Below are 24,544 nucleotides of genomic sequence, written 5' to 3'. Positions count from 1 at the left end.
TGGTCCGCCTTAACCAGTCCTGACGTTAGGCGGGAGCCTGTTCCTTATATGCCAATATTGCGGAAAGCTAGCCGTAGCTGGAAGCCATTGCCCTTTCGCGCGTCGCCATTGGCCTGATAGTCGCGGCGCCAGGTGAGGCCAAGCGTCAGGCAGTCGTCCTCATAGGCGACACCGAGGCGGTGGCGAACCGGTTCATAGCCGTCCGACATGCTGTTCGGGGCTTCCTTCGCATCGGTCAGATCGATGACGGTCGATCCGAACACCGACCAGAAGCGTGCGAACTGGACACGGCCGCCCAGGCGCAGTTCCTCGCGGTCCTGCAAATCCTCCAGCCCCGCCGCCACATCGCGGTTGAGCCGCAGATAGCCGACCATCGCATAGGTTTTCTTGGTGCCGACGGTCGCATCGACTTCATTGCGGCGGACGGCCAAATTGTCCTTGTCCACGCGATAGCGGTGGGTGAGGGCGACGAAATCTTTGTAGCGGACGGTCGTGCGGCCGACGATGTCGGACATACGGCCAGACAGACCCGTGCCGTCGGGCAGGATGCTTTCGCGGCTGTTGAGGCGGTAGCTTTGGCCGACATTGGCTTCGAGCGAAAAGTCGGGCAGCGCCAGGCTATATTCCAGGCCATAGGTGATACGGCTTGAATCCTCGAACCGGTCATAGCCCGCGAAACGATTGAGCGCGAAAAGGTTGCTGTCCTCCAAATCGACGGCGCGGGCGTCTTCATTGGGGAGCGACAGATTGGCCAGATGCGGCGCGGCCACGATCTGGACGCGCGGGGCGATGCGCTGGATGCCGCCAAAGGCTTCACCGACGAACGGCCAGCGCATGTCCACCGCGGCGGCGGCGATGCCGCGCGCCTGCCAGCCCGGATCGCCGGCATAGCTGATAACCGAGGTCAGCGCATTGTCGCTGCTATGATAGACGTCGCCGCGCAGATAACCGGTGAAGGTGACTTCCTGGCCCAGGCCGGTCAGCGTGCGCAGGTTCCATTCGGCGGCGGCAAAGGCGCGCTGCGTATCCTGGCCGCTGGTGCGGGTGATGGCCAGCGTGTTGGCCTGCAACTGGAGCACGCCGCCCAGCAACGGGTCTTTCATCCGCAGGCGATAGTCGATCACCGGCAGCGCGATCGGCGTCTGCCCCTGCGAATCGCCCTGGCGCAGGGTCTGCACGGCCCAGCCGCGAATCGAGAAATAGCTGTTATCGCCGATCCGCTGTGCGCCGAGCGTCGAGCGAAGCCGGTCGTCGCGGCTGATGTCGTAACGGCGCAGGAAGGTGCGGTCGGTGGCGAAACGAAGCGACCCGTCCAGGCTCCATTCTGGCGACAGTTGCATCTTGCCGCTGGCGTCGAGATAGCCGCGAATATCCTTTTCAGCCGCGGCCGGGGTCGTGTTCGAACTATCGCTGGTCGCGACGCGGCTGCCATGGGTGATGAAGCCGGTGACCTGATAGGCGCCGCGATCGTAGAGATGGCGGTAATTGGCCTCCAGCATCGGCAACGTGTCGGTATAGACATGCGGCGTGACGGTGAGGTCGCGATTGGGCGCCAGCTTGAAATAATAGGGCAGCGCGATCTCGAAGCCGTTATTGCGGTCGTAGCGCAGGTTGGGCACCATCAGCCCGCTGCTGCCGCCATCGCCCACCGGATGCGACAGGCCGGGCAGCGGGATCAGTGGCAGGCCGAACAGTTCGATATTAGCGTTGGTGTAGGTGACGCGCTCGCGGACGGGGTCGTACACCACCTTGACGGCGTTGATCTGCCAGGTCGGCTCCTTGGGGCACCCCTGGCTGTCTTCCACCGAACAGCCGGTATAGGCGGCGCGGTTGAGGGTGTAGATGCCGTTGGCGCGGGTGCCCTTGACCGAGGCGAGACGGCCGCCCGACTGGAGCACCAGCAATATGTTGTCGATCGCGCCGTCTTTGAGCGTATCGGTGACGTCGATGCGGTCGCCATAGGCGATATTGCCCTCTGGATCGACGATCGAAACGTTGCCGATCGCCTCGACCTTGCCGGTGGTGCGGTCCCACACGACCTTATTGGCGCGCAGGCGATTGCCGTCGCGCAGCAGTTGTACGTTTCCGTTCGCGGTCACGACTTCGCTGTTGCTGTCATATTGCAGCGCATCGGCGGCAAAGCCGATCTGGTCTTCATTTCCCGGCATCGGCGCGTCGGGCGCGCTGATGGGCGCGACGGGCTCGTTAAGCTGCTGCGCCAGCGCCGCGGGCGCCAGCAGAAAGGCGGACAGCGTCGCGCCGGCCAGCAGGGCATTGCGAAAGGAGACAGGGAATTGGACGGTTTGCAAGCGGTGGGGCCTCATCAACGGGGCGCATCTTGGGCTCCCGCCTATCGCACTGATTGCCCGTCCGCAATCGCCCGTCGCGCATCTTTGCCCGGAAATCGGTCGAACGGCTTTGCCAGACGGGGAAAGCCGCACTATCTGACGGGTAAGAGCGCGGCTTTGCCCGCGCAAGAGACAAGAGGACAAGAACCCCGATGGATATCCAGTTCAGCCCAACCCGCCCCGATGCCGACACGCTGGTCTTCGCCGTGCCCAAGGGCGGGTTCGATACGCTGCCCCTGTCGGCGGCAGCCACCTTGGCGGCAGGCGCGGCCGCCTCGCGCTTCACCGGCGAGGCGGGGACGAGCTTTGAAACTTTCGTGGATGAAGGCGGGCGGACCGTTCGTGTTCTGTTGCTGGGCGTGGGCGCCGGGACCGATCTGGAGTATGAAAAGGCAGGGGCCGCACTGACCGCCAAGCTGGCGACCAGCGGCGCGACCCATGCCGCCGTCGAATTTTTCGGCGGCGCGACCGGAGAGCAGGCAGCGCAGCTGGCGTTCGGCGCACGGCTGCGCGCCTGGCGCATCGATACCTATCGCACGCGCCAGCCCGAAAAGGCCAAGCCGACGTTGAAGACGATTACGTTAGTTGCGACCGGCGCTGATGCCGCGTGGGAGCGGCTGGCTGCGGTGGCCGAGGGGATCGCCTTTACCCGCGAACTGGTGTCCGAGCCGGCGAATATCCTGTATCCCGAAACTTTCGTCGATCGCTGCCAGCATCTGGCCGAGCTGGGCGTGAAGATCACCGTGCTGGACAAGGCGGCGATGGAGGCGCTGGGCATGGGCGCGCTGCTGGGCGTGGCGCAGGGGTCGGTGCGGGAAGCGCGGCTGCTGGCGCTGGAATGGGACGGCACCGATGGCGCGGTTGAAAAGCCGGTGGTGTTCGTCGGCAAGGGCGTGACCTTCGACACCGGCGGCATTTCCATCAAGCCGGCCGCGGGCATGGAAGACATGAAGTGGGACATGGGCGGCGCGGGCGCGGTCGTGGGCGCGATCAAGGCGCTGGCCGGGCGCAAGGCGAAGGCGCGGGTCGTGGGCATTTGCGGCCTCGTTGAAAATATGCCGGACGCCAATGCCCAGCGCCCCGGCGACATCGTGACGTCGATGTCGGGCCAGACGATCGAAGTGCTGAACACGGACGCGGAAGGGCGGCTGGTGCTGTGCGATGCCATTACCTGGGCGCAGAAGACCTATACGCCCGAGGTGCTGATCGATCTGGCTACCTTGACCGGCGCGATGATCGTCGCGCTGGGGGATCAATATGGCGGCCTGTTTGCCAATGACGACGGCCTGGCGGAAGACCTGGCCGCAGCAGGCAAGGCGAGCGGCGACCAGCTGTGGCGTTTCCCGCTGGGCGAGGCCTATAACAAGATAATCGACAGCCCGATCGCCGACATGAAGAATATCGGCGGGCGTTATGCCGGTTCGATCACCGCCGCCCAGTTCATCAAGCGGTTCGTGGACGAAGGCGTGAAATGGGCGCATCTCGACATCGCCGGGATGGTATGGTCGGACAAGCCGGGCGCGACCTGGGACAAGGGCGCCACCGGCTATGGCGTGCGTCTGATCGACAAGCTGGTCGCGGACAAGTTCGAGGCCTGATCCCAACCCAATAAGAAAGACGCCCGTGCAGGTCGATTTCTATCAGCTCAGCCGCGATCCGGTGGACCAGGTGCTGCCCGCGATAGCGGCGCGTATCCTGGATCTGGGTGCGCGGCTGCTGGTGGTGGCGCAGGAGCCGGATCGGCTGGAGCGGATTTCGGCGGGGCTATGGGCCGGGCCGCCCGAAAGCTTCCTGGCGCATGGCCGGGCGGACGAGGGCGGGGGAGCGCTGCAGCCGATCCTGCTGAGCGATGCGTGCGAGGCGTTGAACGGTGCGGCGCATATCGCGCTGGCCGACGGCATCTGGCGCGACGACGCCCTGAGGTTCGAGCGGGCTTTCTATTTTTTCGACGACGATACGGTGGAAAGGGCGCGGGCCAGTTGGCGGTTGCTGTCGAAGCGCGAGGAGACGGTTTCGCGCTACTTCAAGCAGGACGGGCGCAAATGGGTGCAAATGGCCTGAAGGGCGGTCGGGGTTAAGCCCCTTGCGGCCCGGCCCGGCCGCGTCTAAAGGCGCGCCCAGCATTCCCAACAATCTGGAGTTTCGAGGGCCATGACCGTCACGCGCACCTTTTCGATCATCAAGCCCGACGCGACCCGTCGCAACCTGACCGGCGCGGTCACCAAGATGCTGGAGGAAGCCGGCCTGCGCGTCGTCGCATCCAAGCGCATCCGCATGAGTCGCGAGCAGGCCGAGGGCTTCTATGGCGTTCACAAGGAACGGCCCTTCTTCGCCGATCTGGTCGCCTTCATGATTTCCGGCCCGGTCGTCGTCCAAGTGCTGGAAGGCGAGAATGCCGTGCAGCGCAACCGCGACATCATGGGCGCCACCAACCCCGCCAATGCCGACGCCGGCACGATCCGCAAGGAACTGGCCGAATCGATCGAAGCCAATTCGGTCCATGGGTCTGACAGCGAAGAAAATGCCGCGATCGAGATCGCCTATTTCTTCAAGCCGGAAGAGATTGTCGGCTAAAGCCACGATCCTTTCGAACCTGAAAAACCCGGTCCTCGTCTGCGAGGGCCGGGCTTTTTCATGTTAGTGCGACCTGGCCATCACCGGCGCTTCCACCTTCACCGGTGCGGGCGCACGCGCCTTTACGAAGAGTTGCCAGGAAGAGATGGCCAGCACCGCGGCGAGCAGGGGTTGCAGCAGCTTGTCGGGCGCACGGGAAGACAGATAGCTGCCCACGATCACGCCGGGTATCGACCCGATCAGCAAATTGGTCAGCAGCACGAAGTTGACGTCGCCCATCAGCCAGTGGCCGGTCCCGGCGATGAGCGCCAGCGGCACGGCATGGGCGATATCGGACCCCACGATGCGCGCCATTTGCAGGCGCGGATAGAGGAACAACAGCACCGTCACGCCGATCGCGCCTGCGCCGACCGAGGAGAGCGAAACCGCCGCGCCGATCAGTGCGCCCAGCGCCGTGGTGCCATAGAAAGTGGTGCGAGCCGAACGGGTCGAGCCGAGGTCACCGCGATGGCGGAACAGCCATTTGCGGCCGATCACCGCCACGGAAGTCAGCGCCAGTAAAGAGGCGAGCGCGAGCAGGATGATATGGTCGGTCGATTGACCGACATCGCCGATCCAGCCGAGCGCCAGCAGCGTGACGAGCGCGGCCGGCACGCTGCCCGCCGCCATGCGTCGCACGATCGGCCATTCGATCGTGTCGCGCTTGCCATGCACGGCCGATCCGACGATCTTGGTCAGGGCGGCGAAGAGCAGGTCGGTGCCGACCGCGGTCTTGGCGCTGACGCCAAACATCAGCACCAGCAAAGGCGTCATCAGCGACCCACCGCCAACGCCCGTGACGCCCACCAGGACGCCGACCAGCAGGCCGGCAATGACATGGAGGATGTCGATCGATCCCATCAGGCTCATGGCGCCCGTCCTGTCCTTATTATGATTGGCAAAGTCCCTGCACGGGCCTTGCACCCGTTTCATCGCCGCAAGACAAGTGATTTTGCGGTTTCAGGCGACCAAGCAGGGCTTGGGCTATGGCTTGCTCAGCCGCGTCCAGCAGGCGTCGATCCTGGCCTGTGCGGTGTCGGGCTTGAGGGCTTCGACCCGCGACAGGCCACGCAGCGCCAGACTGTGTCCGGCGATCCAGCGGCCCGCTATGCCATAGCCGATGTCGTAGAGCGCGATATTCTCATGCGTGTCGCCATCGACGACGAAGCGGGTGGCGATGGCGACCGGCAGGCGTTCGTCGCCAACGCTGTCATCGGGCAGCTTCGCCTTGGCCCGCGCCGTCTTGAGCGCGTCGCCGAACCAGTCCGCCTCGATCCGCGGGTCGCCGGTGGTATCGACCGGCGCGATGCCCAGCGCGCGGGGGAAGAGGATGGTCTGGCTCTGGACGACCTGATCGGGGTCCGTGGTCTTCAGCACGATCCGGTCGTCTTTCACCGATTCGGCGTTCAGCACCAGCACCGCGGCACGGCTGGACGCCTTGCGGCTTTCCGCCGCTTTTTCGGCGCGCTCGTCCTGTTTATCGGCCCAATTGAGATAGAGGGTGAGGGCGGAAATGCCCACCGCCAGCACAGCGAGTATCTCGCCCAACGTGATCCAGCGGCGGCGAATCGCGGCGGCTTCGGCGGCGCGGGCTTCCTTGGGCGTATCGGTTTGCGGCGTTTCGCTCACGATGGTCAGACCGCCTGTGGGGGGACTTCAAACCGGTCGATCACCCAATCCTCAGCCTGGGCGCCCCCGATCCATTCCTGCATCCAGGGATGGGCGATGATCGCGCGCATATAGGCGTCGGCGAAGCGGGCGACGGGCAGTTGATAGGTGATGAAGCGGGTGACGACCGGCGCGAACATGAGGTCGACAGCGCCGAACTCCCCGAACAGAAAATCGCCGTCGCCGCCATAGCGGGCGCGGGCCTGCGCCCAGAGCTGCATGATCCGGGCTATGTCCTGCGCCACGGGTTCCGATGGCGGGACGGCGGGATAGATTTGCCGGATGTTCATGCTGTGCTCGCGGCGCAGCGCAGCAAAGCTGCTGTGCATTTCGGCCGCCATCGACCGGGCCATGGCGCGGGCGGCGGGATCGGTCGGCCAGAACAGGTCGCCATCCGTCTTTTCGTTCAGATATTCGACGATGGCCAGGCTGTCCCACACGACTATGTCGTCGCCATCCCACAGGATCGGCACCTTGCCGGAGGAGGGCGCGAACTCGTCGCCCTCGCGCCGTTTCTCCCAGGCTTCGTCATAAAGGGGGACGACCACCTCCTCAAACGGGAGGGCGGACAATTTGCACGCCAGCCAGCCGCGCAGGGACCAGCTCGAATAGGCTTTGTTGCCAATGAACAGCTTCATCATCCCGCCTTCTTAGACGGGAGCGGCGGGACAAGTCGAGCAGGAAGAAATTGGCCGAACCGGAATCCAATTCACAATAGTTCTATGTTTATTTTCAGATATCTAATGAAAATGGGATGACCGATAAGGCCCCCAGAAAAGCCCCAGTTCGTTCTTGCTGGAATCGGGAATCACATTGGATTCCCAATTACTTACCACAAGGCCAAGCATAAGGGAACGGACAATGAGCGCAGTTGTGTGGGCGGATCAAACAGGGTGGCCGTCCCCTTCTACGGCGGGCTTGCTCACCGTCTGACTATCCCTCCGCTGTCTTTTCGTTGGGCTTCGCACATGGCCGATTGCGGAATGTTCGGTTCGGAGCGCTTACGCCAAGATAGCTGCCGTCCGGTTGGCTTCCTATTACGACCAACTTTCGCCGTTCCGAGACCTACGCCATAACGGCTGTTCCCGACAAAACCGGACGTTCTCGGATCGTGTCCCGCGGGATGGTGTAACAGCGGGTATCCTCGGTAGAGGATCGGACTGGATCAGGCTGCCACGCCGGGCAAACTGATGAGGGGATTGTCGCTGACGGTGGCGAGACTTTCAAGTGTCATATATCGGCGAGCCACGGCCCATTCGTCCTGCTGTTCGAGCATGAGGGCTCCGACGAGGCGTACAATGGCCGCGTCATTGGGAAAGATGCCGACAACGTCGGACCTTCGTTTGATCTCTCCGTTGAGACGTTCCAGGGGATTTGTGCTGGAAATCTGCGGCCAATGTTCTTTCGGGAAGGCTGTGTAGGCGAGGACGTCTTCGCGGGAGCCATCCATCATCTCAGCAAGTTTGGGAGCGCGATCACGCAGGGCATCGGCGACTGTTTGCCATTGCTTATGAGCCTCCTGAGCAGTTTCCTGCGCGAAAATTGTCTTGATCATGGCGGTGACGGCGGCACGCTGCTTAGTGGAAACATGGGCGAGCGCATTGCGCATCCAATGAATCCGACAGCGTTGCTGGGTTGCGTGGAAGACCTTGCTGGCAGCGGCGCGTAGGCCCTTGTGATCGTCTGCAATGACAAGTTTGACGCCCCTGAGCCCGCGATCGGCAAGAGAGCGCAAGAAGCCCTTCCAGAAGGTTTCGGCCTCGGTTGGCCCGGTGTCGACGCCCAGTATCTCGCGGCGGCCATCGTTGCTGACACCGACAGCTATTATCGTCGCGGTCGACACAATCCGGCCACCCTGGCGCGATTTGATGTAGGTCGCATCGAGCCACAGATAAGGGAATTCGCCCTCGATTGGCCTGTTGAGGAAAGCGTTAACCCGTTCGTCGATCTCTTGGATCAGTCGGCTGACGGCGCTCTTGGAGATGCCCGTAGCGCCCATGGCCTTCACGAGATTATCGACCGATCGCGTCGAAATGCCCTGGACATAGGCTTCCTGGATCACCGCCGTCAGGGCCTTCTCGGCAGTCCGACGGGGTTCAAGGAAGGATGGGAAATACGATCCCTTGCGTAGCCGCGGGATCTCCAGTTCGATGTGGCCGGCCCTGGTCTCCCAGGAACGCTCTCGATAGCCGTTGCGCTGGACCTGTCGCCCGGCAGGGTCGCGAGCGCCATGCGCGGCACCAGTCAGCACCTGCACTTCAGCTTCCATCATTCGCTCAGCGGCAAATGCCAACATCTCGCGAACGAGATCTGCATCAGCGCCCTTTTCAACCAGCTCGATAAGGGCCATTCTGTCTGTGGTCATCGTCGTCTCCGATAGGTTCATTGGTTTCGCAACCCGAACTCTACCGAAGATTGGCGATGGCCGCCTAGACAGAAGCCATGCCACCGTTGGGGCATGAAGCTCCGGTCGCTACGCTCCCTCCGCTTCACGCCCCAACGGTGACGCTGTTACACCACGTAACGGGACACGGCCCGTTCTTGATACGAGGAGCAGAGCGACAGCAATGCGCCCAATCCATCCCGTCGCCGTCTAAAATTGACAAGTGAACGGTGTTGATAGATCGCCTCCGTCAACCGGGGGAGTACGGAATGGTCGACGAGAAGCAGCGCGAGGAACCAGCGGCTGACGAGCACGATCGGCTCACCGCGGAACTTCGTGCTGCCGGCATCGATCCAACTAAGTTCGGATTCTATGATCAGCCCGCCTTCGTAGCGATGGAAGAGCGCGACAGGAATTACATCCAGAAATACGCCGAATGGGTCATCACCCGCCCCTTGAACGCTGCCTACAAGGCCCACGCCCGCACAACCGTGCCCAAGCTCGCGGCGATCATCGCCTCTGAACTTGCCGAGAAGGCTATGTCGGGTGCGTGCATCACCGCCTACGGAATGATGATACGGATGCTCGACCGCTTGGGTGTTTGGAGCTTCGGGCTGTATGGGTCGGCCAATCTCGACGTGCCCCACCGCGGGCTGCGCCAGTCTTTCCATGCGATAGATCGCGCCCCTGGTCTCAACTCCGTGACTGGCCATGCATGGCTTTGCGCGCCGCCTTACCTGATCGTCGATTCCTCGCTTGCGTTCCAAGATTGGGCCGATGCGCAAATGGTTGATGTAGTGCCGCCGAGTATCGTGGTCGACGACACGGCCGCGACGGTCATCGAACCGGCGGTCGAGGATTGCGCCAGCGAGGGGGCGCGCCACTATCATAGACGCCGGCTTCAGTTGACAGGCTCAGATCTGCTTCACTCCCTGGAAACCCGCCTCGCCTCGTTCGGCCAACGGTTCCCGGCACACGAGGTCGCCTTGGGCGAGCTGTCCGTGCGGTACGTTCCAGTGGCGATCCGGCTACCAAATCTGTCGCTAGAGCGTATTAACCTCGAGACCGGTTGGGGCCGCCCCGCCATCACCATCTGGGCCGATGTCGTCGCGCCCGCCTTCGGACTTAGTTGAAGATTGGCGGCGGAGCGACAGCACCAGTTCCGGGGGCGCAATACGTAACTCTGGCTGTCTTGGTAATATTGACAGTGTCTATTGGGTATTGGGTCCTAGGAACTTCCAGCCTGGATCGAGCTAACTTCTTAGCTGATATGTAGGAGTGAACGTGACAGAATGCATTTCCGAATCGACGCCTCTATTTGGTGGATATGCGCGTGAATTCGGGCCAGTCGTTGAAACCGTTTTGGAGCGCTCATCAAATTTCCAACACTACTTCACGTCAGAAGAATCGTTCGGCGCTATTCTCGCGGACGGATCAGCTACGGCGAACGCGAATCGCATCTGCGCACTGGAGATGCTTCAGAATTCCCACTTGGCCGCGCTGCTCTGCCTGTCACGTTCCAAACAATGGCTGCTGGCATGCTGGAATTCATACCAACGAGGTGACCTGCTTGCGTGGTGCAACGATCTGAGGTCGCTGATTGAGTCCACCGCAGATTTCTACAGCGATCTCAATCTACTCGCGATTTCATTAGCAGAAAGCGCGCCCCAAATTCGGGGAGCCCTTGCCGGTGAATGCGCGACGTTGCTGACTTTCTCGGAGTTTGAAGACAAGATCACGCATTTCATGCATGCTCGGAAACTGAATGGAGTGGAACGCGCCCAGCTCTCCAACGTGTTCGAGGCGAAGAAAACTTTCGAATATGTGAAAGACCTTGAAAGGTTCGGTTTAGAGGGCGTTTATTCCTTCTACTCGGAGCTCTCGCAATTCGCCCATCCTGCAGCAAACTCATTGCACCACTTCTACAAGCAAGCTCCCGATGGGGGGTGGATGGTCGTTAACACTGGCGGCTCAGGCACCATCAATGCACTTGCTGAGAAATATCGCGGCATTATCAACCGATTTTCTGCTTATGCGTTCATGCCCGGCCTCCTTTTAATCCGAGTTCTGGTTCCATTTCATATCTTTCCCAAGCACCCAGAACTTAAAAAATTCCCGTTTGAACTCAACCCGTCTTGGCCGAGGATTCAGAAAGCCCTGAAGAAGTAGATTGAGCAACGTTGGGTCATGTTCCCAGTTTGACAGGTTCTTATCCCGAGGCCAACAGGCTGTTAGGGGGGCGATATGACCAAGCTGGAAGCCAAGCAGAATATCCTGCCCAATATCGGCCGATTGATGGCGCTGCTGATGGACATCAGCAACCTATTGAAGGTTTATCAGCCGTCATCACACGCACAAAGGATCGATCTGGTGGCGCTGACCCGCTGCTTGGCGGCGATCCGTGATCCGATGCAGGCGATGCGGGCGAGCGGGGCGATGATCAATCCCTGGATGCTGGCCGGTTTGGGGCGCAGAGAGGTGCGCAATGCCGCCGTGCTGGCGGGGCTGTGGAATCCCGCGATGGCGGGGGAGGCGGCGGTGCTGTTCCTGGACGCTTTCCTGCGGCGGGTGGAGCGGGCCAACAATATCCGGCTGCCCGATCATGCCGCATTGTCGCAGGGCTATGTCATCCTGACCGAGGATTGCGCGGTCGGGCAGGCCAGTGAGCGCATCGACCTGACCATCGAGGGGCCGGACTATCTGATCGGCATCGAGGTCAAGATCGACGCGGGCGAAGGGAAAGCGCAGCTGGAACGCTATCGTACGGCCCTTGCCGCACGGGCGAAGAGCCGCGGCCCGGCGGGTGGCGGGCTGACCCCCTATCTGATCTTCCTGGCACCCCGCGCCCCCTCCATCGATGGCGTGCCGGTCGCAAGCTGGCGCGACGTGGCTGAAGCCGCGCGCCTGTCGGCCGGCGACAGGACGACTTTCTTCGCCCAGCTGCTGGATGCCTTTGCCGACCATATCGAACATTTCTGAACGAGGATGCCATCATGATCTTGACCGACACCGAACGCGCCGCCGCCACGGCGATCATCGCCAATATCGCGGACTTGGAGGCGGCGCGGCAGTTTCTTACGGATAAGATGGACAAGTGGTTGCTTAAGGAAATGCTGGGTGTTCTGGAGAGCAAAGCCCGCACGTTCGATTGGTATCATGCCATCAAAGAGGATAATGAGGACACATATTTCATTATGCCCCGAGACTGGGCAGCATCCGGTCCCAGGCGAGATAAATGTGAGGAAGATGCGTGGTTCTATTTGGGTTGGCATAATGGGGAAGGTGACAGTGAGTGGGAAAGCTGGGTTGCCTGCGCGGTTGGCAAGGCGGTATCAGGGTCATGGTTGGAATTCGGCTTTGGACGCAGCGTGGTTACGAAAACACTGTGGCGAAAGATTCTTACTGAGTATCCAGTGATTGTCGAACAGCTGCGTGGATTGGGCTTTGCCATCGAACCGCGCGATGGGTTGATCGACTATCCTGTGACGCTTGATCCCGACGCGCTGGCGCGCGCATTCGAGGCCAATGATTTCAGCGAAGCTAGCGCGCCGCTGGAACGGGCCATCGATATGGCCGCCAAGGCAAAGCCATTGCTGGATCCATTGGTCGCGGCGATCCGCGCCCGGATATAGTCGCCCATGACCAACGCCATCTTTGCCTGGCTTGATGTCGAGGTGAAGATGGCGGGGCGATGGCGCCAGCGGCTATTTATGCCGCGATCAGGAAGGGCAAATCGGCTTTCATTCATAATGGTGGAAAATCGCCTATTGCATTGATTTGCAACCCGATCTTAAACTGCCCTGCATAAAAAGGGCCGCGGCAGACTGAACCTGTGAGTGAAGGCGCGCGCCCAATGACCCTGCTTTATACTGACAGTTTCATCCCTTCATTGGCCCGCTTGTCCGCGCCCGGCTCCGAATTTTTCGATGCGGTGGGGGTGGTATGAGCGAAGAGAGCGTGAAATTGTCGCTGCGCATCGATGAAGCGCACGATGTGTCAACGCTGCAGGTGCTGGCCGAGCGTGCAGCGCAGCATGGCGACCGGGAGGTCCAGGCCTTGCGGTTCAAGGCCATCAACAAGATGCGGCAGCTTCGCAATGGTGCCGGCGCAGGCGGGCCGCATTTCGCCGCACCCTACGGCATCATGGCGACACGCGACATTGCCCTGCATGGCTATCGGCTGGCGGATGAGGCCTTTGCGCGCTTGCAGGCCGATGTCGCGGCCATGGCTGCGCAGGGCCGTTTGGAGCAGGGCTATTGCCCCGCTTTGTTCGTCCTGTGGGCGGCCGACTGGTTCCGGCGCTGCTATCGCGGAGATGGCTTGCAATGGGAGCGGCTGACCGAAGCGCTAAGCGTTCGGATCGACAAGGATTATTTGCGCCATGTGACGGAAAAGGGGCTGAGCCATTGGCATCGCCCGTTCAAGACCAGTGAAGGGGATCGCCGCTATTTTCTAGGCACCCTCGCCCGCGAGGGCGGCTTTCCCGTGGCAGCGGTGGAACAGGGCGGCAAGGGCTGGGCGCGCGATATGCTGGCGGGCATCGTGGCGCCATTGCTCGCCGATCCGTCGACAGGACGGGACGAGGCGGAACGCTTTGCCCGGCACCAGCAGGGCCGCATCACCGCGCGGCTGTTTCAGGATGCCGAATTTGCATTGCTTTGCGCCGATCTAGCGCTGGCGATCGCCCAGGTCCGCCGCGAAGCGGACGGCCCGGCGCAGGCAGTGGGATTGCCGGTCGCCGCCTGGCTGCAACAGCATCGCCCGGATTGGAAGGACGATTTGCCCCTAAGCGTGACCGGCCAGGGGGCCGACGCGCTGCTGGGCGAATTGCTTATGGTGGAGGCGGCCGCCGTTACGGGTCTGGACGCCGGGGTGGAACGACTGCTGGTCCGGGGCGAGGATGGTCGTTGGCAGGAAGCGGCGCGGCTGACGCTGGACGGGCGGATGGAGGGCGCGGTCATGCGCGGGATCGACCCGCAAGTGGGGCGCCTGCGCCTGTTCGCCGCCGGGCCGCTGGCGCGAGTGGTTCCGGGTGAATTGGGGCTGCTGGACCCGCCAGGGGAGGGGGAACAGGGTTGGACGGCCCGGTCGCGGCGGCACGTGCGCGCGATCCTGCCCATCCCCTTTGCGACAGTAGCGGAAGTGGAGTTGCGGTCGGGCGAACGCTGGGTCGGGCGCGTGCTGCTGCCGCGTGGCAAGGCCCGGCGGGGGCGGTTGCTGGTCTGTTCGGTGGCCAAGGGCAGCATCGCGCACCCTGAACAGCTCAAGGTGGAAGCCAGCGGGTCGGGACAGTTCAAGGCGGAGGCTGTGGTGATCCAGGTGCCTGCCGACTGGCGCGTATCGGGGTCGGACGACGGCGCGACGGAAGAGCATGTGGCGCAGATCGGCGCGGGCGTGGGCGAAACAGGGTTGTGGCAGGTGCAGGGCGGGGCGTTCGTCATCGACCCCCAGGGCGATTGCTATCGCATCCGTACCGGCCAAACCCGCAACCGGGGTGATCGGCTTGACCTCGATGGCGATGCGCCGCGCTGGGCGCAGGTGGAGGGCGATGTTGACCTGTTTCTGGGCAGTCCCACGGCACGACCCAGCGATCCGGGGCGCGGCGATGTGGTAATTCGGCCAATCGGCACGCGCGAATGGCGTCGTGTACCATCGCCGCTGCCGGTCGGCCATTATGACATAGGCTGGCGTGAGGGGCGCTCGCTGCTCGATCGCCGCCGGATTGCGGTGCTGCCTGCTGCTGCGCGACTGGACCGCAGCGGCATGGGGCGCGACACGCGCTATGCTCTGACGGGCTGGGAGGCTGTTGCCCTGACGCCCGCAGCGGACGCGCCGGTGCGGGCGTTAGGCGACAGCTGGATAGCGAAGCCGCCAGCAACGACGCGCCCGACCTTCCGGTTCGACGCGACTGTGACATGGCTGGATGGGCCGCCCTTGCCGGTGCGGATCGACTATCCGGCGGCGGCGGCCATCGCGCATTGGGACGGTAGCCTGCTGCCCGGTGGGGCACGGGTGACTCTGGCTGAGCTGCGCGATCTGGTGGCGGTGGACCGGGGCGAGATGCGTCTGTTCGGCGAACTGATGGACGGGCGCACGAGGGGCGCCGAGTCGGCGATGTCTTGGCAGTTCTGGGGTGACATGCCGCTGAGTTCCGTGTCGGCGGACATTGCCAGCCTGCTGCTGCCGGCGTCGATCGATGCGTCGGTCAAGCTGGGGATGCTGGATGGCATCGAAACCTATTGGCATGTCCAGCAATTCGCCCTGCGTCTTGTAAAACAGGGTAGCGGGCTTGTGGCGAGTGAGGCCATCGCGACGCCCGACGTCGTCATTTGTGGTCGATCACTCGCGGATCCGGCCACTGAAGTCTGCTTCGGTCCCTACTCGCTGCTCGTAAATGCCAATCACCGCCCCTTCACTCTGCCTACGGGTTTGGCGGGAAGCTGGCTGATCTACCTGCGTGAAGGCGAGCATATCCTGTCCCGGCCAGAATTGGCGCAAGGCGATGGAGCTGCGCCATCCCCCTCCACGCCGCTGACCAGAGCGATGCAGATTGCGCCGTGGGCCGGGTTGGACGAAGCATTGACGGCCGTGTTGACCATGGCAAGCCATGATAATGGGACCATCGCCGAACTCAACGGGCTCGCGGCATCGCTCAATGGACTGGCCGCATCCACTTTCGGCGCGTTGCGCCTATTACCTGGCCATCCCGCTGTCCTGGCGCGCATGGCCTTTGCCGCGACGCCGGAACAGCGCGACGCTGTACTGAACTTGTCGGACGGGCTGCCCTTTGCATGGTGCCTGATCCCGAAAGCCTATTGGCAGGCAGCGGGTATCTGGCGCATCGATCAATTGCGGGCGGCGATGCATGATGTCGAAGGTGCAACCGCCTATGCCATGCAAGCAGTGGCGGGCATCATTGCTACTCTGTGCGATCGCGAACCACTGCTGGAACCCGTGTTGAAGGATCAACTACCGGTAACGCCGCGCGATGCCGTCATCCAGACCTTCCTCAATATGGCCGCTGAGCGACTGGATGAGGGGCGACGCGGCAGCCGTTATCGGCAGCTTGGCTTGAGCTTGCCCGACGATCATCTACGCCGCCCTGACCATTGTCTCGAAACGCTCGACACACCCCATGCGGCCGCTTTGGCCGTTGCGGGCGCGTGGACGCCGCAGGCCGACGATGTGCGCCACATCAAATCCGTGGCGCGCAATTTTCCGACATTCTTTGCTGACGCCTTTGCCGCAGCCCTCAAGGAGACCTGATCATGGCTGATGCCGACCCCGTGCGCCCGGCCACCGTACCGCTGCGCACGATCGACCTGGTGCGCGCCCGCACGGTCGAGGCGGTGCTGGGCCAGTCTGCACTCAACCATCCCGCGCTGGCCGCCGAAATCCGTCGGCGCTTTGGCGGAACGGATGTCGCGCAGGGCGCGCTGGTGCGCGAACCGGTGATCGAGGGGGCAGCGCCCTTTGTGTCGAGCGGGCGGACCTTTGCCGATTGCGCGGGCAATCCGCTGCATCCCGATGTGATCCGGGCGATTTCGACCTGCACGAACGATGATTATCGGTTCGATCGAGATGCCCAGCCCTATCAGCATCAGATCGAGGCCTGGGCGCATTTGACTGCTGCTGAACGGCGGTCGGTGCTGGTGTCGAGCGGCACGGGGTCGGGCAAGACCGAATGTTTCCTGATGCCGTTACTGCATGATCTGGCCACCGAGTCCGATGCGGTGGGCAGATTGTCGGGCGTGCGGGCGATCATGCTCTATCCGCTCAATGCCCTGATCGCGAGCCAGAAGGAACGGTTGAGTGCCTGGACCGCGCCCTTTGGCGAGCGCATCCGCTTTGGCCTCTATAATGGCATGACGCCGGAAAAATTGCGGGCGCAGGACAAGACGCAGCCCGAACAGGCCGAAGACCGCCTGACGCTGCGCAACGATCCACCGCCGATCCTGGTCACCAATGTCACCATGCTGGAATATATGACGGTGCGGCGGATCGACCGCCCGTTGATCGACAAAAGTCAGGGCCAGTTGCGCTGGATCATTCTCGACGAAGCGCATGGCTATGTCGGATCGGCGGCGGCGGAAGTGGCGCTGTTGTTGCGCCGGGTGTTGCTGGCGTTCGGCGTGCGCGCGCAAGATGTGCGCTTCGTCGCGACGTCGGCAACGATCGGCGAAGGGCGCGACGTGACCGACGAACTGCGCCGCTTCCTGCGCGATCTGTCGGGTGCGGACGAACGGATGGTGCAGGTGGTGTTGGGCGCACGCGACACGATCGACCTGCCAGCACCCGCCGCGTCGCCCGTGCTGACGCCGGCGATGCTGGCCGATCGTGATGCGCTGGCCGCGTCGCCGCCGGTGCAGACCTTTATCCGCGCGGCGCAAGCAGGACCGCTGCGGCTGGACGAGGCGGAGGCGATGCTTCGTCCCGCCGGCCAGCCCGCCGACGCCCTGATCGCGGCGATCGCCGACGCGCATGATATGCAGCGCGGGCCGCTCTTGCCCCTGCGGGTGCATGGGTTTTTGCGCGCAGTGCCGGGGCTGTGGAGCTGCATCAACGCGGATTGCAAGGATTCGCCTGACGGTTGGCCGTTCGGTGCGATCCTGCCCGAACGTGCCGACGAATGTCCCCATTGTCGGGCCATGGTGCTGGAGGTGGTGAATTGCCGCGAATGTGGCGAGCCTTATCTGGACTGCGAAGAGCGCGAAGGCCGCTTGCAACAGCGCATCCCCGTGCGGGAGGCGGATGAATTCGCCGCGTTGCGCGAGCGGGAGCCGAGCGAACCGGACGATGACGACGAAGCGGATGGTCCAGCGACTGATTATGACGCCGTTCGCCTGTCCATCGCCACGCGGCCGGTGGAACGGTCGCGGCCCGCCCATGTGAAGCCCGGCACCGGCGAACGGAGCGACGCGGCGCAGGATGGCACCCGGCCCTATTTCATCCTGACCACGGGCCATTGCGGGGCGTGTGGGGCGGACAGTGGGAACGGGGGCGATATTCTGTGGCCCCTACGGTTCGGCGCGCCCTTCCTGATCGGCAATGCCGCGCCGATATTGCTGGAGGGCGTAGCCCCACGGATCGACCCGAAAGCCTCGCATCGCCCGCCTGCGGACGGGCGGCAATTGCTGTCCTTTACGGATAGTCGGCAGGGCACGGCGCGATTTGCCGCCAACCTGCAAAATGCCGCCGAGCGGGGCTTTGTGCGCGGTTACATCTATCATGCGGTGCAGGGCAGCATGGTCAGCGCCGACGCGGATGATCCGGCAGCCGTCGAATTGCGGGCCGAAATCGCCACGCTGGAGGGATTGGGTATTCCCGACCTGGCCGACATGGTGGCGGGCAAGAAGGGGCAGCTTGCGGCTATGCTTAGCCCCAAAGTCGACGGTCTGGCATGGAGCAAGCTGCGCACCGACCTCGCCCAACAGGATGAGGTTTGCAAATGGATGGCGGATGTGTGGTCGCTGCGCGACACACGCTATTTGCAGAGCGAGGCCTTTGCCCAATTCCTGTTGCTGCGCGAATTGGCGCGGCGTCCGCGCCGGGCCAACACGATCGAAACCATGGGGCTGGCGCGGCTGCGCTTTGCCGTGATCGACCGTATCCGTGATGTACCCACCCTATTGCGCGCACGCGGCTTGGGCGTGGAGGCCTGGCAAGGGTTGCTTTACGCCATCATCGACATGACGGTGCGCGCCAACCTTGCCCTTCGCGCGTCGGATGAGGATTTGCACTGGATCACGGCCAAGGGCTGGCGCAAGGAAATCAAGCCATTTGGCGAGAAGGGCATGGTTGGCAAGGAGGTCAACTGGCCAAGCGCAGGGGCGGGCGGCAATCCGTCCAATATCTTGCTGTTGCTGCAAAAGACGCTGAATCTCGACCGATCCGACCCGGAGCAGCGCCGCGACCTGAACGAGGTGCTGGAGGCGGCATGGGACCGGCTGTCCAGCCTCTTCTCCAGCCCGACCCAGGCCGGACTAGCGCTGGACCTGGATCAAGCGCGGATTGCGCCGGTGATCGACGCCTGGCGTTGCCCCGTCAGCCGCCGGGTGCTGCCGACGCTGCCGCTGGGGCTTAGCCCCTATGGCCATCGCGAAGGGCTGCTGACGAGCAATATTGCACCCCAGCCCATCAGCCTGCCGCACTTGCCCGTCACTTTTCCCAGGGGACACGATGTCGAACGGGTGCGCGATTGGCTGGTGCAGGATGAAAAGGTCATAGCTTTGCGCGAAGCCGGGATGTGGACCAACCTGCATGACCGGGTCGCGCTGCAATCGCCCTATCTGCGCGCGGCCGAACATAGCGCGCAACAACCGCCGGCGCGGCTGCGCCGGTTCGAGGCGGCGTTCAAGGCCGGTGCCATCAACATCCTCAATTGCTCCACGACGATGGAGATGGGCGTCGATATCGGGTCGGTGTCCACGGTGATGATGACCAATGTGCCGCCCGCACTGGCCAATTACCGCCAGCGTGTGGGCCGCGCCGGGCGGCGGGGGCAGGGCTTTGCCACATCGCTCACCTATACCCGCGACACCCCGCTCGACCGGGAGATGTTCCGCGATCCGCAAAAATATCTGCGCCAGGACAACCTCGCGCCGCAGGTGAAGCTGGACAGCCGCCGCATCGTCCAGCGCCATGTCAATGCGCTGCTGCTGGCACGCTGGTTTGCGGGCGAGGGGGGCGAGGCGCTGAAGACGCGGGTGGGCGAATTTTTCGGCTGCCCCGAAGGCGTCGGTGCCAAGCGGCCCGATCAGGCCCCGGTCGATGCGTTTCGCGCCTGGGTGGCGCAGCCCAGCACGGTGCTGGCGATGAGTGAGGAGGTCAGGCGCTTGACGGCAGGTACTGCGCTGGCGGGCGATGGTACGTTGTTCGATGCGACGCGTGATGCTTTGGCGAAAGCCCATGCGGCCATCGTCCAGGAGTGGGAAACGATGCAGGCGCAGGCCGCCGACGCGCCCAAGGAAGGGAAGAACGCCATCGGCTTTCAGCTGCAAAGGCTGGCGAAAGATAATCTGCTGAGCGAATTGTCGGTGCGGGCCGTGCTGCCAGGGCATGGTTTTCCAACCAACGTGGTGCCGTTTGTCGCCAGCGACAAACCTTTGGCGGACGAGGCCGCCGGCGATGACCGCAGCGCCCGCCGCCGCGGTCATCCGACCCGCAATCTCGACATCGCGATCCGCGACTATGCGCCTGGCGCGGAAGTGGTGGTCGATGGCCTTGTCTATCGCTCGGCCGGGGTGACACTCAATTGGCAGCGCCCGGTTGATGCCGACAAGGTGCGCGAGGTGCAGAGCATCCAGACCTTCTGGGCCTGCCCGACTTGTGGCGCAGCCGATTGCGCACCCGTGCCGCCACAGCATTGCCCCGCCTGCCATGCGATCCTTCCCACCGATGACAGCGCGCAGCGCCGCTTCCTGGAGCCATCGGGCTTTACAGCGGACATGGGCGCAAAGCCCCATGCCGAGACCGATATGGTCAGCTATGTCGAGCCCGAAGCGGAACAGATCGTCGCACGAGGTGCCGCCTGGCTGCCCTTTGCCAATCCCGCGCAGGGGCGGATGCGGTTCAGTCATGACGGCCTCGTCTTCTATTCTTCCCGCGGCGCGACTCGCAAAGGCTATGACGTCTGCTTGGAATGCGGCCGTGCCGAGGCCGCGACCGATGGGATGGACAGGCCGCTCAAGGACCATAAGCCCTTGCGCCATAGCCGCGCCGATGCGGCGGGCCTTTGCCCGGGCAACGATTTGTCGTTCAAGATACTGTACGGTATCGCGCTTGGCCATCAGACCTTGACCGACGTTGCCGAGATGCAGCCGGTGGGGTTGGAGGAGGATGGCGTCGCCTGGGCGCTCTTGTCGGCCTTGCGGCAGGCGCTGGCGCGGCGGTTGGGGGTCGAGACGGGCGAGCTGGGCATGGAGGTGCGCCCGGCCTGGACGCCGATCGGGCAAAAGACGCATTCGCTCTATCTGTTCGACCGGGCATCGGGCGGGGCCGGCTTTGCCCCCCAGGTCGTGCCGCTGTACGACCGATTGTTGCGCGACGCCGTGGCGATATTGGACTGCCATGAACCAGGGTGCGTGCGGGGCTGTTCCGCCTGTGTCCTGACCGGCGATCTGTATCGGCAACAGGACAGGATCGACCGAACGGGCGCGCTGGCTTGGGCGGAATCCGCGTTGGCGGCCCTTGGAACCGTGGCCAGCGCCGACGCGATCGCGGCGGATGCGCAGCTATGCCGATCCGTCGGGGATGATCTGGTCGCGATGCTGGACCAGGGCGCGCGGACATTGACCCTCTGGATCGAAGGGGACAGCGACGTCGCGGCGCTTGGCGAAGGGGCGCTTTCGCTGGTGGCACGACGGGCGGCGGATCGGGGCGTGGCGCTGCATCTGGTGATCGATCCGCTCTGGATCGGCATGCTGGACCCGGCGGCGCGGCTGGCGTTGCGCGATTTCGCCAAGACGCGCACGATCATCCTGCGGCAAGGCACTGCGCCGCGCTTCGCCAATGATGCGATCGGCATTGCGGCGGCAGATGGCGGGCAGCCCAGTATCTGGGCTTCGCGCGACAAACAGGCGGCGCGGCCTGGTCCCTATTGGGGCCTGGGGCATGATGCGCCCGTCGTGCGCACCCCTGCCGGGCGCATGCCTTTGTCGGCCATGATGGACCTCGACAGCTTGCTGCCGGTGTCGGGCACCCAGTTCATTGAACTCGGCCAGGATCTGGACGGGCCGATCGCTGATTTCGGCCGAAAGCTGGTCGACGCGCTACTGCCCGCCATTCGTGCGGCAGGCGGGACCGACGTGTTGGCGCGGATCGACTATAATGATCGCTATCTCCAATCTCCGCTGGTCATTCGCTTGATGGCGGAGGCCATGGCTGCGTTGCGCGATGCGCTCGCCGAATCAGGCAACGCGATGGACGTGCGGCTCATCACCAACCGCTTCAAGCGCAATGAGCGCCAGCCCTTTGCTCCCGACCATGATTGGCAGTGGGAGGAGGACCGTGCCGATGTGTTGGAGGCGGTCCTGGCCGCCAAGGCGCTGACCGCGACGCTGGTGGAGCAGGGGGCTGCGCATGGCCGTGTGATGACCTTGTCCTTCGTGGGAGGAGCGGTGGTGCGGCTGGTACTGGATCAGGGGTTCGGCCCATGGCGGACGCCATCCTATGCAAAGTTCGATTTCGGCGTGGACGCGCAAAGGCAAGCCGATAGGTTGATGGCCTATTCGGCGCTGATCGCGGCCAGGGGCGGCGGCTATATCGTGGTGACGGCATGAAGGCACCCGCATTGGCGCAGTGTAAGAGATTATTGGGGGCAACAGGGTGAGCGAACATCAAATCTGGCCTAACGAACTTGTCGCGCTGATATTCGGCGGTCGATGGGTCGGATTTGGCCTGTTCCTGGCGATATTGGTCGGTGCAGGGATCATCATCGCCTGGAACAATTGGCGGCATTATCGCCCGACCAAGGCAGCCCTGGAGAGTAGGCTCGCGGCGACGCAGATCGTGGGTGATCAGACCAGCGACGTCGATGCGCAAAGCGCCTTCGTCGCCCATTATGACGATATAGACAGGGCGATGCAGGGGGGCGGCAAGGGCAGCGCCGAATTGCGCCATGCCTGGACGCAATTTACCGAAACCATCGTCAATCCCAATGACGCGCCGCTTCAGGCGACGACCCGCCCCGAAGGCTATTTTCTCCATCTGGGCGATGACACCCGCGTTCTGGCCTGGTGGGCCAATATCTTCGTGGCTTTGGGCCTGACCTGCACCTTTCTGGGGATCATCGCCGCGCTGGTCGGTGCCGTTCAGTCGATGACGGCCGGGGCGGATATGGCGCAGATCCAAAAAGCGCTGATCGATCTCCTCACCATTACCGCCGCCAAATTCTGGACCTCCATTGGCGGTGTGCTGGCCTCGATCGTGCTGCGCTGGTTCGATCGGCGATGGCATAGCGCTACGGACCGCCGTCTTGAAACCCTGTGCGATCGGCTCGAATATGGCACGTTGTTCTCACCGCCGCAGCGGATCGCCGCCGAACAGCTTCGGGAACTCAAGCAACAAAGCATTGCGCTTACCGAGTTTAGTCATCAGCTTGCGGCCAGTATCGGCGATGCGCTGGGCCAGCATATGCAGCCCGTAGTCGCCGGGCTGGGCGGCATCCAAAGCTCGCTCAACGAATTTCGCGATGGCAGCTTCAACCAGATCGGCAAGGAGCTGGGCGAAGCGATCAGCCGCAATGCCGGATCGGAAATGGAGGGGCTTGCTGTGGCCCTTACCGGAATGACCTCTGGCCTGCAGGGCGTGAACGACCGATTGGAAGGGGCAAGCGGGGCGGCGAGCGAGCAGATTGCCGGGGCCGCGCGCGAATTTTCCACGGCTTCTGAGAATATGACGCACGCCTTTTCGCAGCTCAATGGGCGGATCGAGGGGATTTCGGAATCGCTTGCCGGGCAAGCCGAGGAAGCCGAGCGCCGCACTGCGCAGCGGGTCGCGGAAGACAAGGCCAGCTATGATGCGATGGCACAGGGCCAGCGCGACGTGATGCGCGCCATGGGCGAGGAAATGCGTGCGGCCTCCACCGGGGCCAGTGAAGCGATGGTGCAAGCGGTTCAGACCGCCGTGCGCGACGCCATGGCCGAAAGCAGCACCGCCATTCGCGGCGCGCTGGACGGCTTTGCCGGTGCGACCAGCGGCATCCAGTCCGCGTTCGACCAGATGCGTGGGCAGGTGGCGGATATGGGCAATGTGCTGTCCGGCAGTGCGCAAGGCGCAGCGGAACGCAATGCCATTGTGCTGGAAAAGGCCGCCGCTGCGCTGGAAGGCGCTGCGGCAAAGGCGCATACAGGTATGGCGGCCACGCTCGATACAGCCATTACCCGGTCGGCCGAAGCGTCGGGCCGCGCGATAGCCCAGGCCTTTGAGGCCTTTGGCGAACGGTTCGAGGCGGCCAGCGCCGGTCTTGTCCAGACGCTGACCACGACGGCGGGGCGAATGGAGACGCTGTCCAGCGCAATCGAGCGATCGACAGGCGCGGCGAATGACCATGCGGGCAAACTCGCCGACGCCGGGCGCGAGGCGCAGGGCGTCGCGGCCATGTTGGGCCGCGCCGCCAATGATGTCGCCGGTGCCGCCGAACCGATCAAGGCCGCGTCCAAGACCATTCAGGAATCGGTGGGCCATTCACAGGAATTGCTGCGCCGGTCGGAAGAAAGCGGCAGCCGCCAGCGCACGTCGATGGAAATGATTGCGACGAGTCTGGAACGCACGGGAACCTCCGCGACGGAGGCGTGGCATAATTACGAGCGCCGCTTCACCGATGTGGACGAAGCGCTAGGCAAAGCGCTGTCCCAGATTCAGCAAGCCGCGCATGAACATGCAACGGGCCTCAATGAGCATGTCGGGCGGATCGACCTGGCCATGGCGCGGGCGGTCGATAATTTCGGCAAGGCGGTCGATGATATCGCCATTCTAGCAAGCGCCATTGAAGACCTTCTGGCGCGCCTAAACTCTGATCCGAGGACATAAG

16 protein-coding genes are annotated in these 24,544 nt (G+C 63.4%); 11 read left to right on the top strand and 5 right to left on the bottom strand.

The genetic code is table 11. The annotated features are described in order from the left end of the window. Nucleotides 1-44 precede the first annotated feature (44 nt). Entirely contained in the window at nucleotides 45-2,324 is a 2,280-nt protein-coding gene (locus CEQ44_RS17550; RefSeq protein WP_176400425.1) for an LPS assembly protein LptD, read from the bottom strand. A 176-nt stretch (nucleotides 2,325-2,500) separates the two neighbouring features. Between CEQ44_RS17550 and CEQ44_RS17545 the strand changes: the two genes are divergently transcribed. The 3 genes from CEQ44_RS17545 (at nucleotide 2,501) to ndk (ending at nucleotide 4,922) form a co-directional block, all read left to right on the top strand. Then, nucleotides 2,501-3,946, top strand: a complete 1,446-nt coding sequence (locus CEQ44_RS17545; protein ID WP_088185577.1) for a leucyl aminopeptidase — start codon at nucleotides 2,501-2,503, stop codon at nucleotides 3,944-3,946. A 25-nt stretch (nucleotides 3,947-3,971) separates the two neighbouring features. Further along, nucleotides 3,972-4,409, top strand: coding sequence for a DNA polymerase III subunit chi (locus tag CEQ44_RS17540; RefSeq protein ID WP_088185578.1), 438 nt, complete (start codon nucleotides 3,972-3,974; stop codon nucleotides 4,407-4,409). A gap of 90 nt (nucleotides 4,410-4,499) precedes the next feature. Further along, entirely contained in the window at nucleotides 4,500-4,922 is a 423-nt protein-coding gene (gene ndk, locus CEQ44_RS17535; RefSeq protein WP_088185579.1) for a nucleoside-diphosphate kinase, read from the top strand. A gap of 63 nt (nucleotides 4,923-4,985) precedes the next feature. Here the strand turns inward: ndk and CEQ44_RS17530 are convergent, their stop codons facing one another. The 4 genes from CEQ44_RS17530 to CEQ44_RS17515 form a co-directional block, all read right to left on the bottom strand. Further along, entirely contained in the window at nucleotides 4,986-5,831 is an 846-nt protein-coding gene (locus CEQ44_RS17530) for a sulfite exporter TauE/SafE family protein (protein WP_088185580.1), read from the bottom strand. A 114-nt stretch (nucleotides 5,832-5,945) separates the two neighbouring features. Further along, nucleotides 5,946-6,590, bottom strand: coding sequence for a hypothetical protein (locus CEQ44_RS17525; protein WP_088185581.1), 645 nt, complete (start codon nucleotides 6,588-6,590; stop codon nucleotides 5,946-5,948). A 5-nt stretch (nucleotides 6,591-6,595) separates the two neighbouring features. Further along, entirely contained in the window at nucleotides 6,596-7,270 is a 675-nt protein-coding gene (locus CEQ44_RS17520; protein WP_088185582.1) for a glutathione S-transferase family protein, read from the bottom strand. A 524-nt stretch (nucleotides 7,271-7,794) separates the two neighbouring features. Then, on the bottom strand, nucleotides 7,795-8,994 hold the full coding sequence (locus tag CEQ44_RS17515; RefSeq protein ID WP_037542386.1) for an IS256 family transposase: 1,200 nt from the start codon (nucleotides 8,992-8,994) through the stop codon (nucleotides 7,795-7,797). Between the two features lie 287 nt (nucleotides 8,995-9,281). Between CEQ44_RS17515 and CEQ44_RS17510 the strand changes: the two genes are divergently transcribed. The 8 genes from CEQ44_RS17510 to CEQ44_RS17480 all read left to right on the top strand — a co-directional run bounded on the left by CEQ44_RS17510 (nucleotide 9,282) and on the right by CEQ44_RS17480 (nucleotide 24,543). Beyond that, a complete protein-coding gene (locus tag CEQ44_RS17510; RefSeq protein WP_088185691.1) occupies nucleotides 9,282-10,145 on the top strand; it encodes a hypothetical protein in 864 nt (287 codons plus the stop codon). A gap of 151 nt (nucleotides 10,146-10,296) precedes the next feature. Further along, nucleotides 10,297-11,181, top strand: coding sequence for a hypothetical protein (locus tag CEQ44_RS17505; protein ID WP_140419403.1), 885 nt, complete (start codon nucleotides 10,297-10,299; stop codon nucleotides 11,179-11,181). 75 nt (nucleotides 11,182-11,256) lie between these two features. After that, complete coding sequence (locus CEQ44_RS17500) at nucleotides 11,257-11,991, top strand: PD-(D/E)XK nuclease family protein (protein WP_088185693.1); 735 nt, start codon at nucleotides 11,257-11,259, stop codon at nucleotides 11,989-11,991. A gap of 14 nt (nucleotides 11,992-12,005) precedes the next feature. Further along, on the top strand, nucleotides 12,006-12,644 hold the full coding sequence (locus CEQ44_RS17495; protein ID WP_088185694.1) for a hypothetical protein: 639 nt from the start codon (nucleotides 12,006-12,008) through the stop codon (nucleotides 12,642-12,644). Nucleotides 12,645-12,650: 6 nt separating this feature from the next. Further along, nucleotides 12,651-12,788, top strand: coding sequence for a hypothetical protein (locus CEQ44_RS24740; RefSeq protein WP_176401115.1), 138 nt, complete (start codon nucleotides 12,651-12,653; stop codon nucleotides 12,786-12,788). A gap of 166 nt (nucleotides 12,789-12,954) precedes the next feature. Then, nucleotides 12,955-16,278 carry an STY4851/ECs_5259 family protein gene (locus tag CEQ44_RS17490; RefSeq protein WP_088185695.1) on the top strand — a complete coding sequence of 1,108 codons (3,324 nt, stop codon included), beginning with the start codon at nucleotides 12,955-12,957 and terminating at the stop codon, nucleotides 16,276-16,278. A gap of 2 nt (nucleotides 16,279-16,280) precedes the next feature. Next, nucleotides 16,281-22,292 (top strand): DEAD/DEAH box helicase, encoded by a 6,012-nt coding sequence (locus CEQ44_RS17485; protein ID WP_088185696.1) that lies wholly within the window; start codon nucleotides 16,281-16,283, stop codon nucleotides 22,290-22,292. Between the two features lie 46 nt (nucleotides 22,293-22,338). Then, complete coding sequence (locus CEQ44_RS17480) at nucleotides 22,339-24,543, top strand: hypothetical protein (protein ID WP_088185697.1); 2,205 nt, start codon at nucleotides 22,339-22,341, stop codon at nucleotides 24,541-24,543. Nucleotide 24,544: the final 1 nt, after the last annotated feature.

This window comes from Sphingobium sp. Z007 (assembly GCF_900013425.1).
Taxonomy (GTDB): Bacteria; Pseudomonadota; Alphaproteobacteria; order Sphingomonadales; family Sphingomonadaceae; genus Sphingobium.
This window is presented reverse-complemented; position numbering and strand designations above follow the sequence as displayed.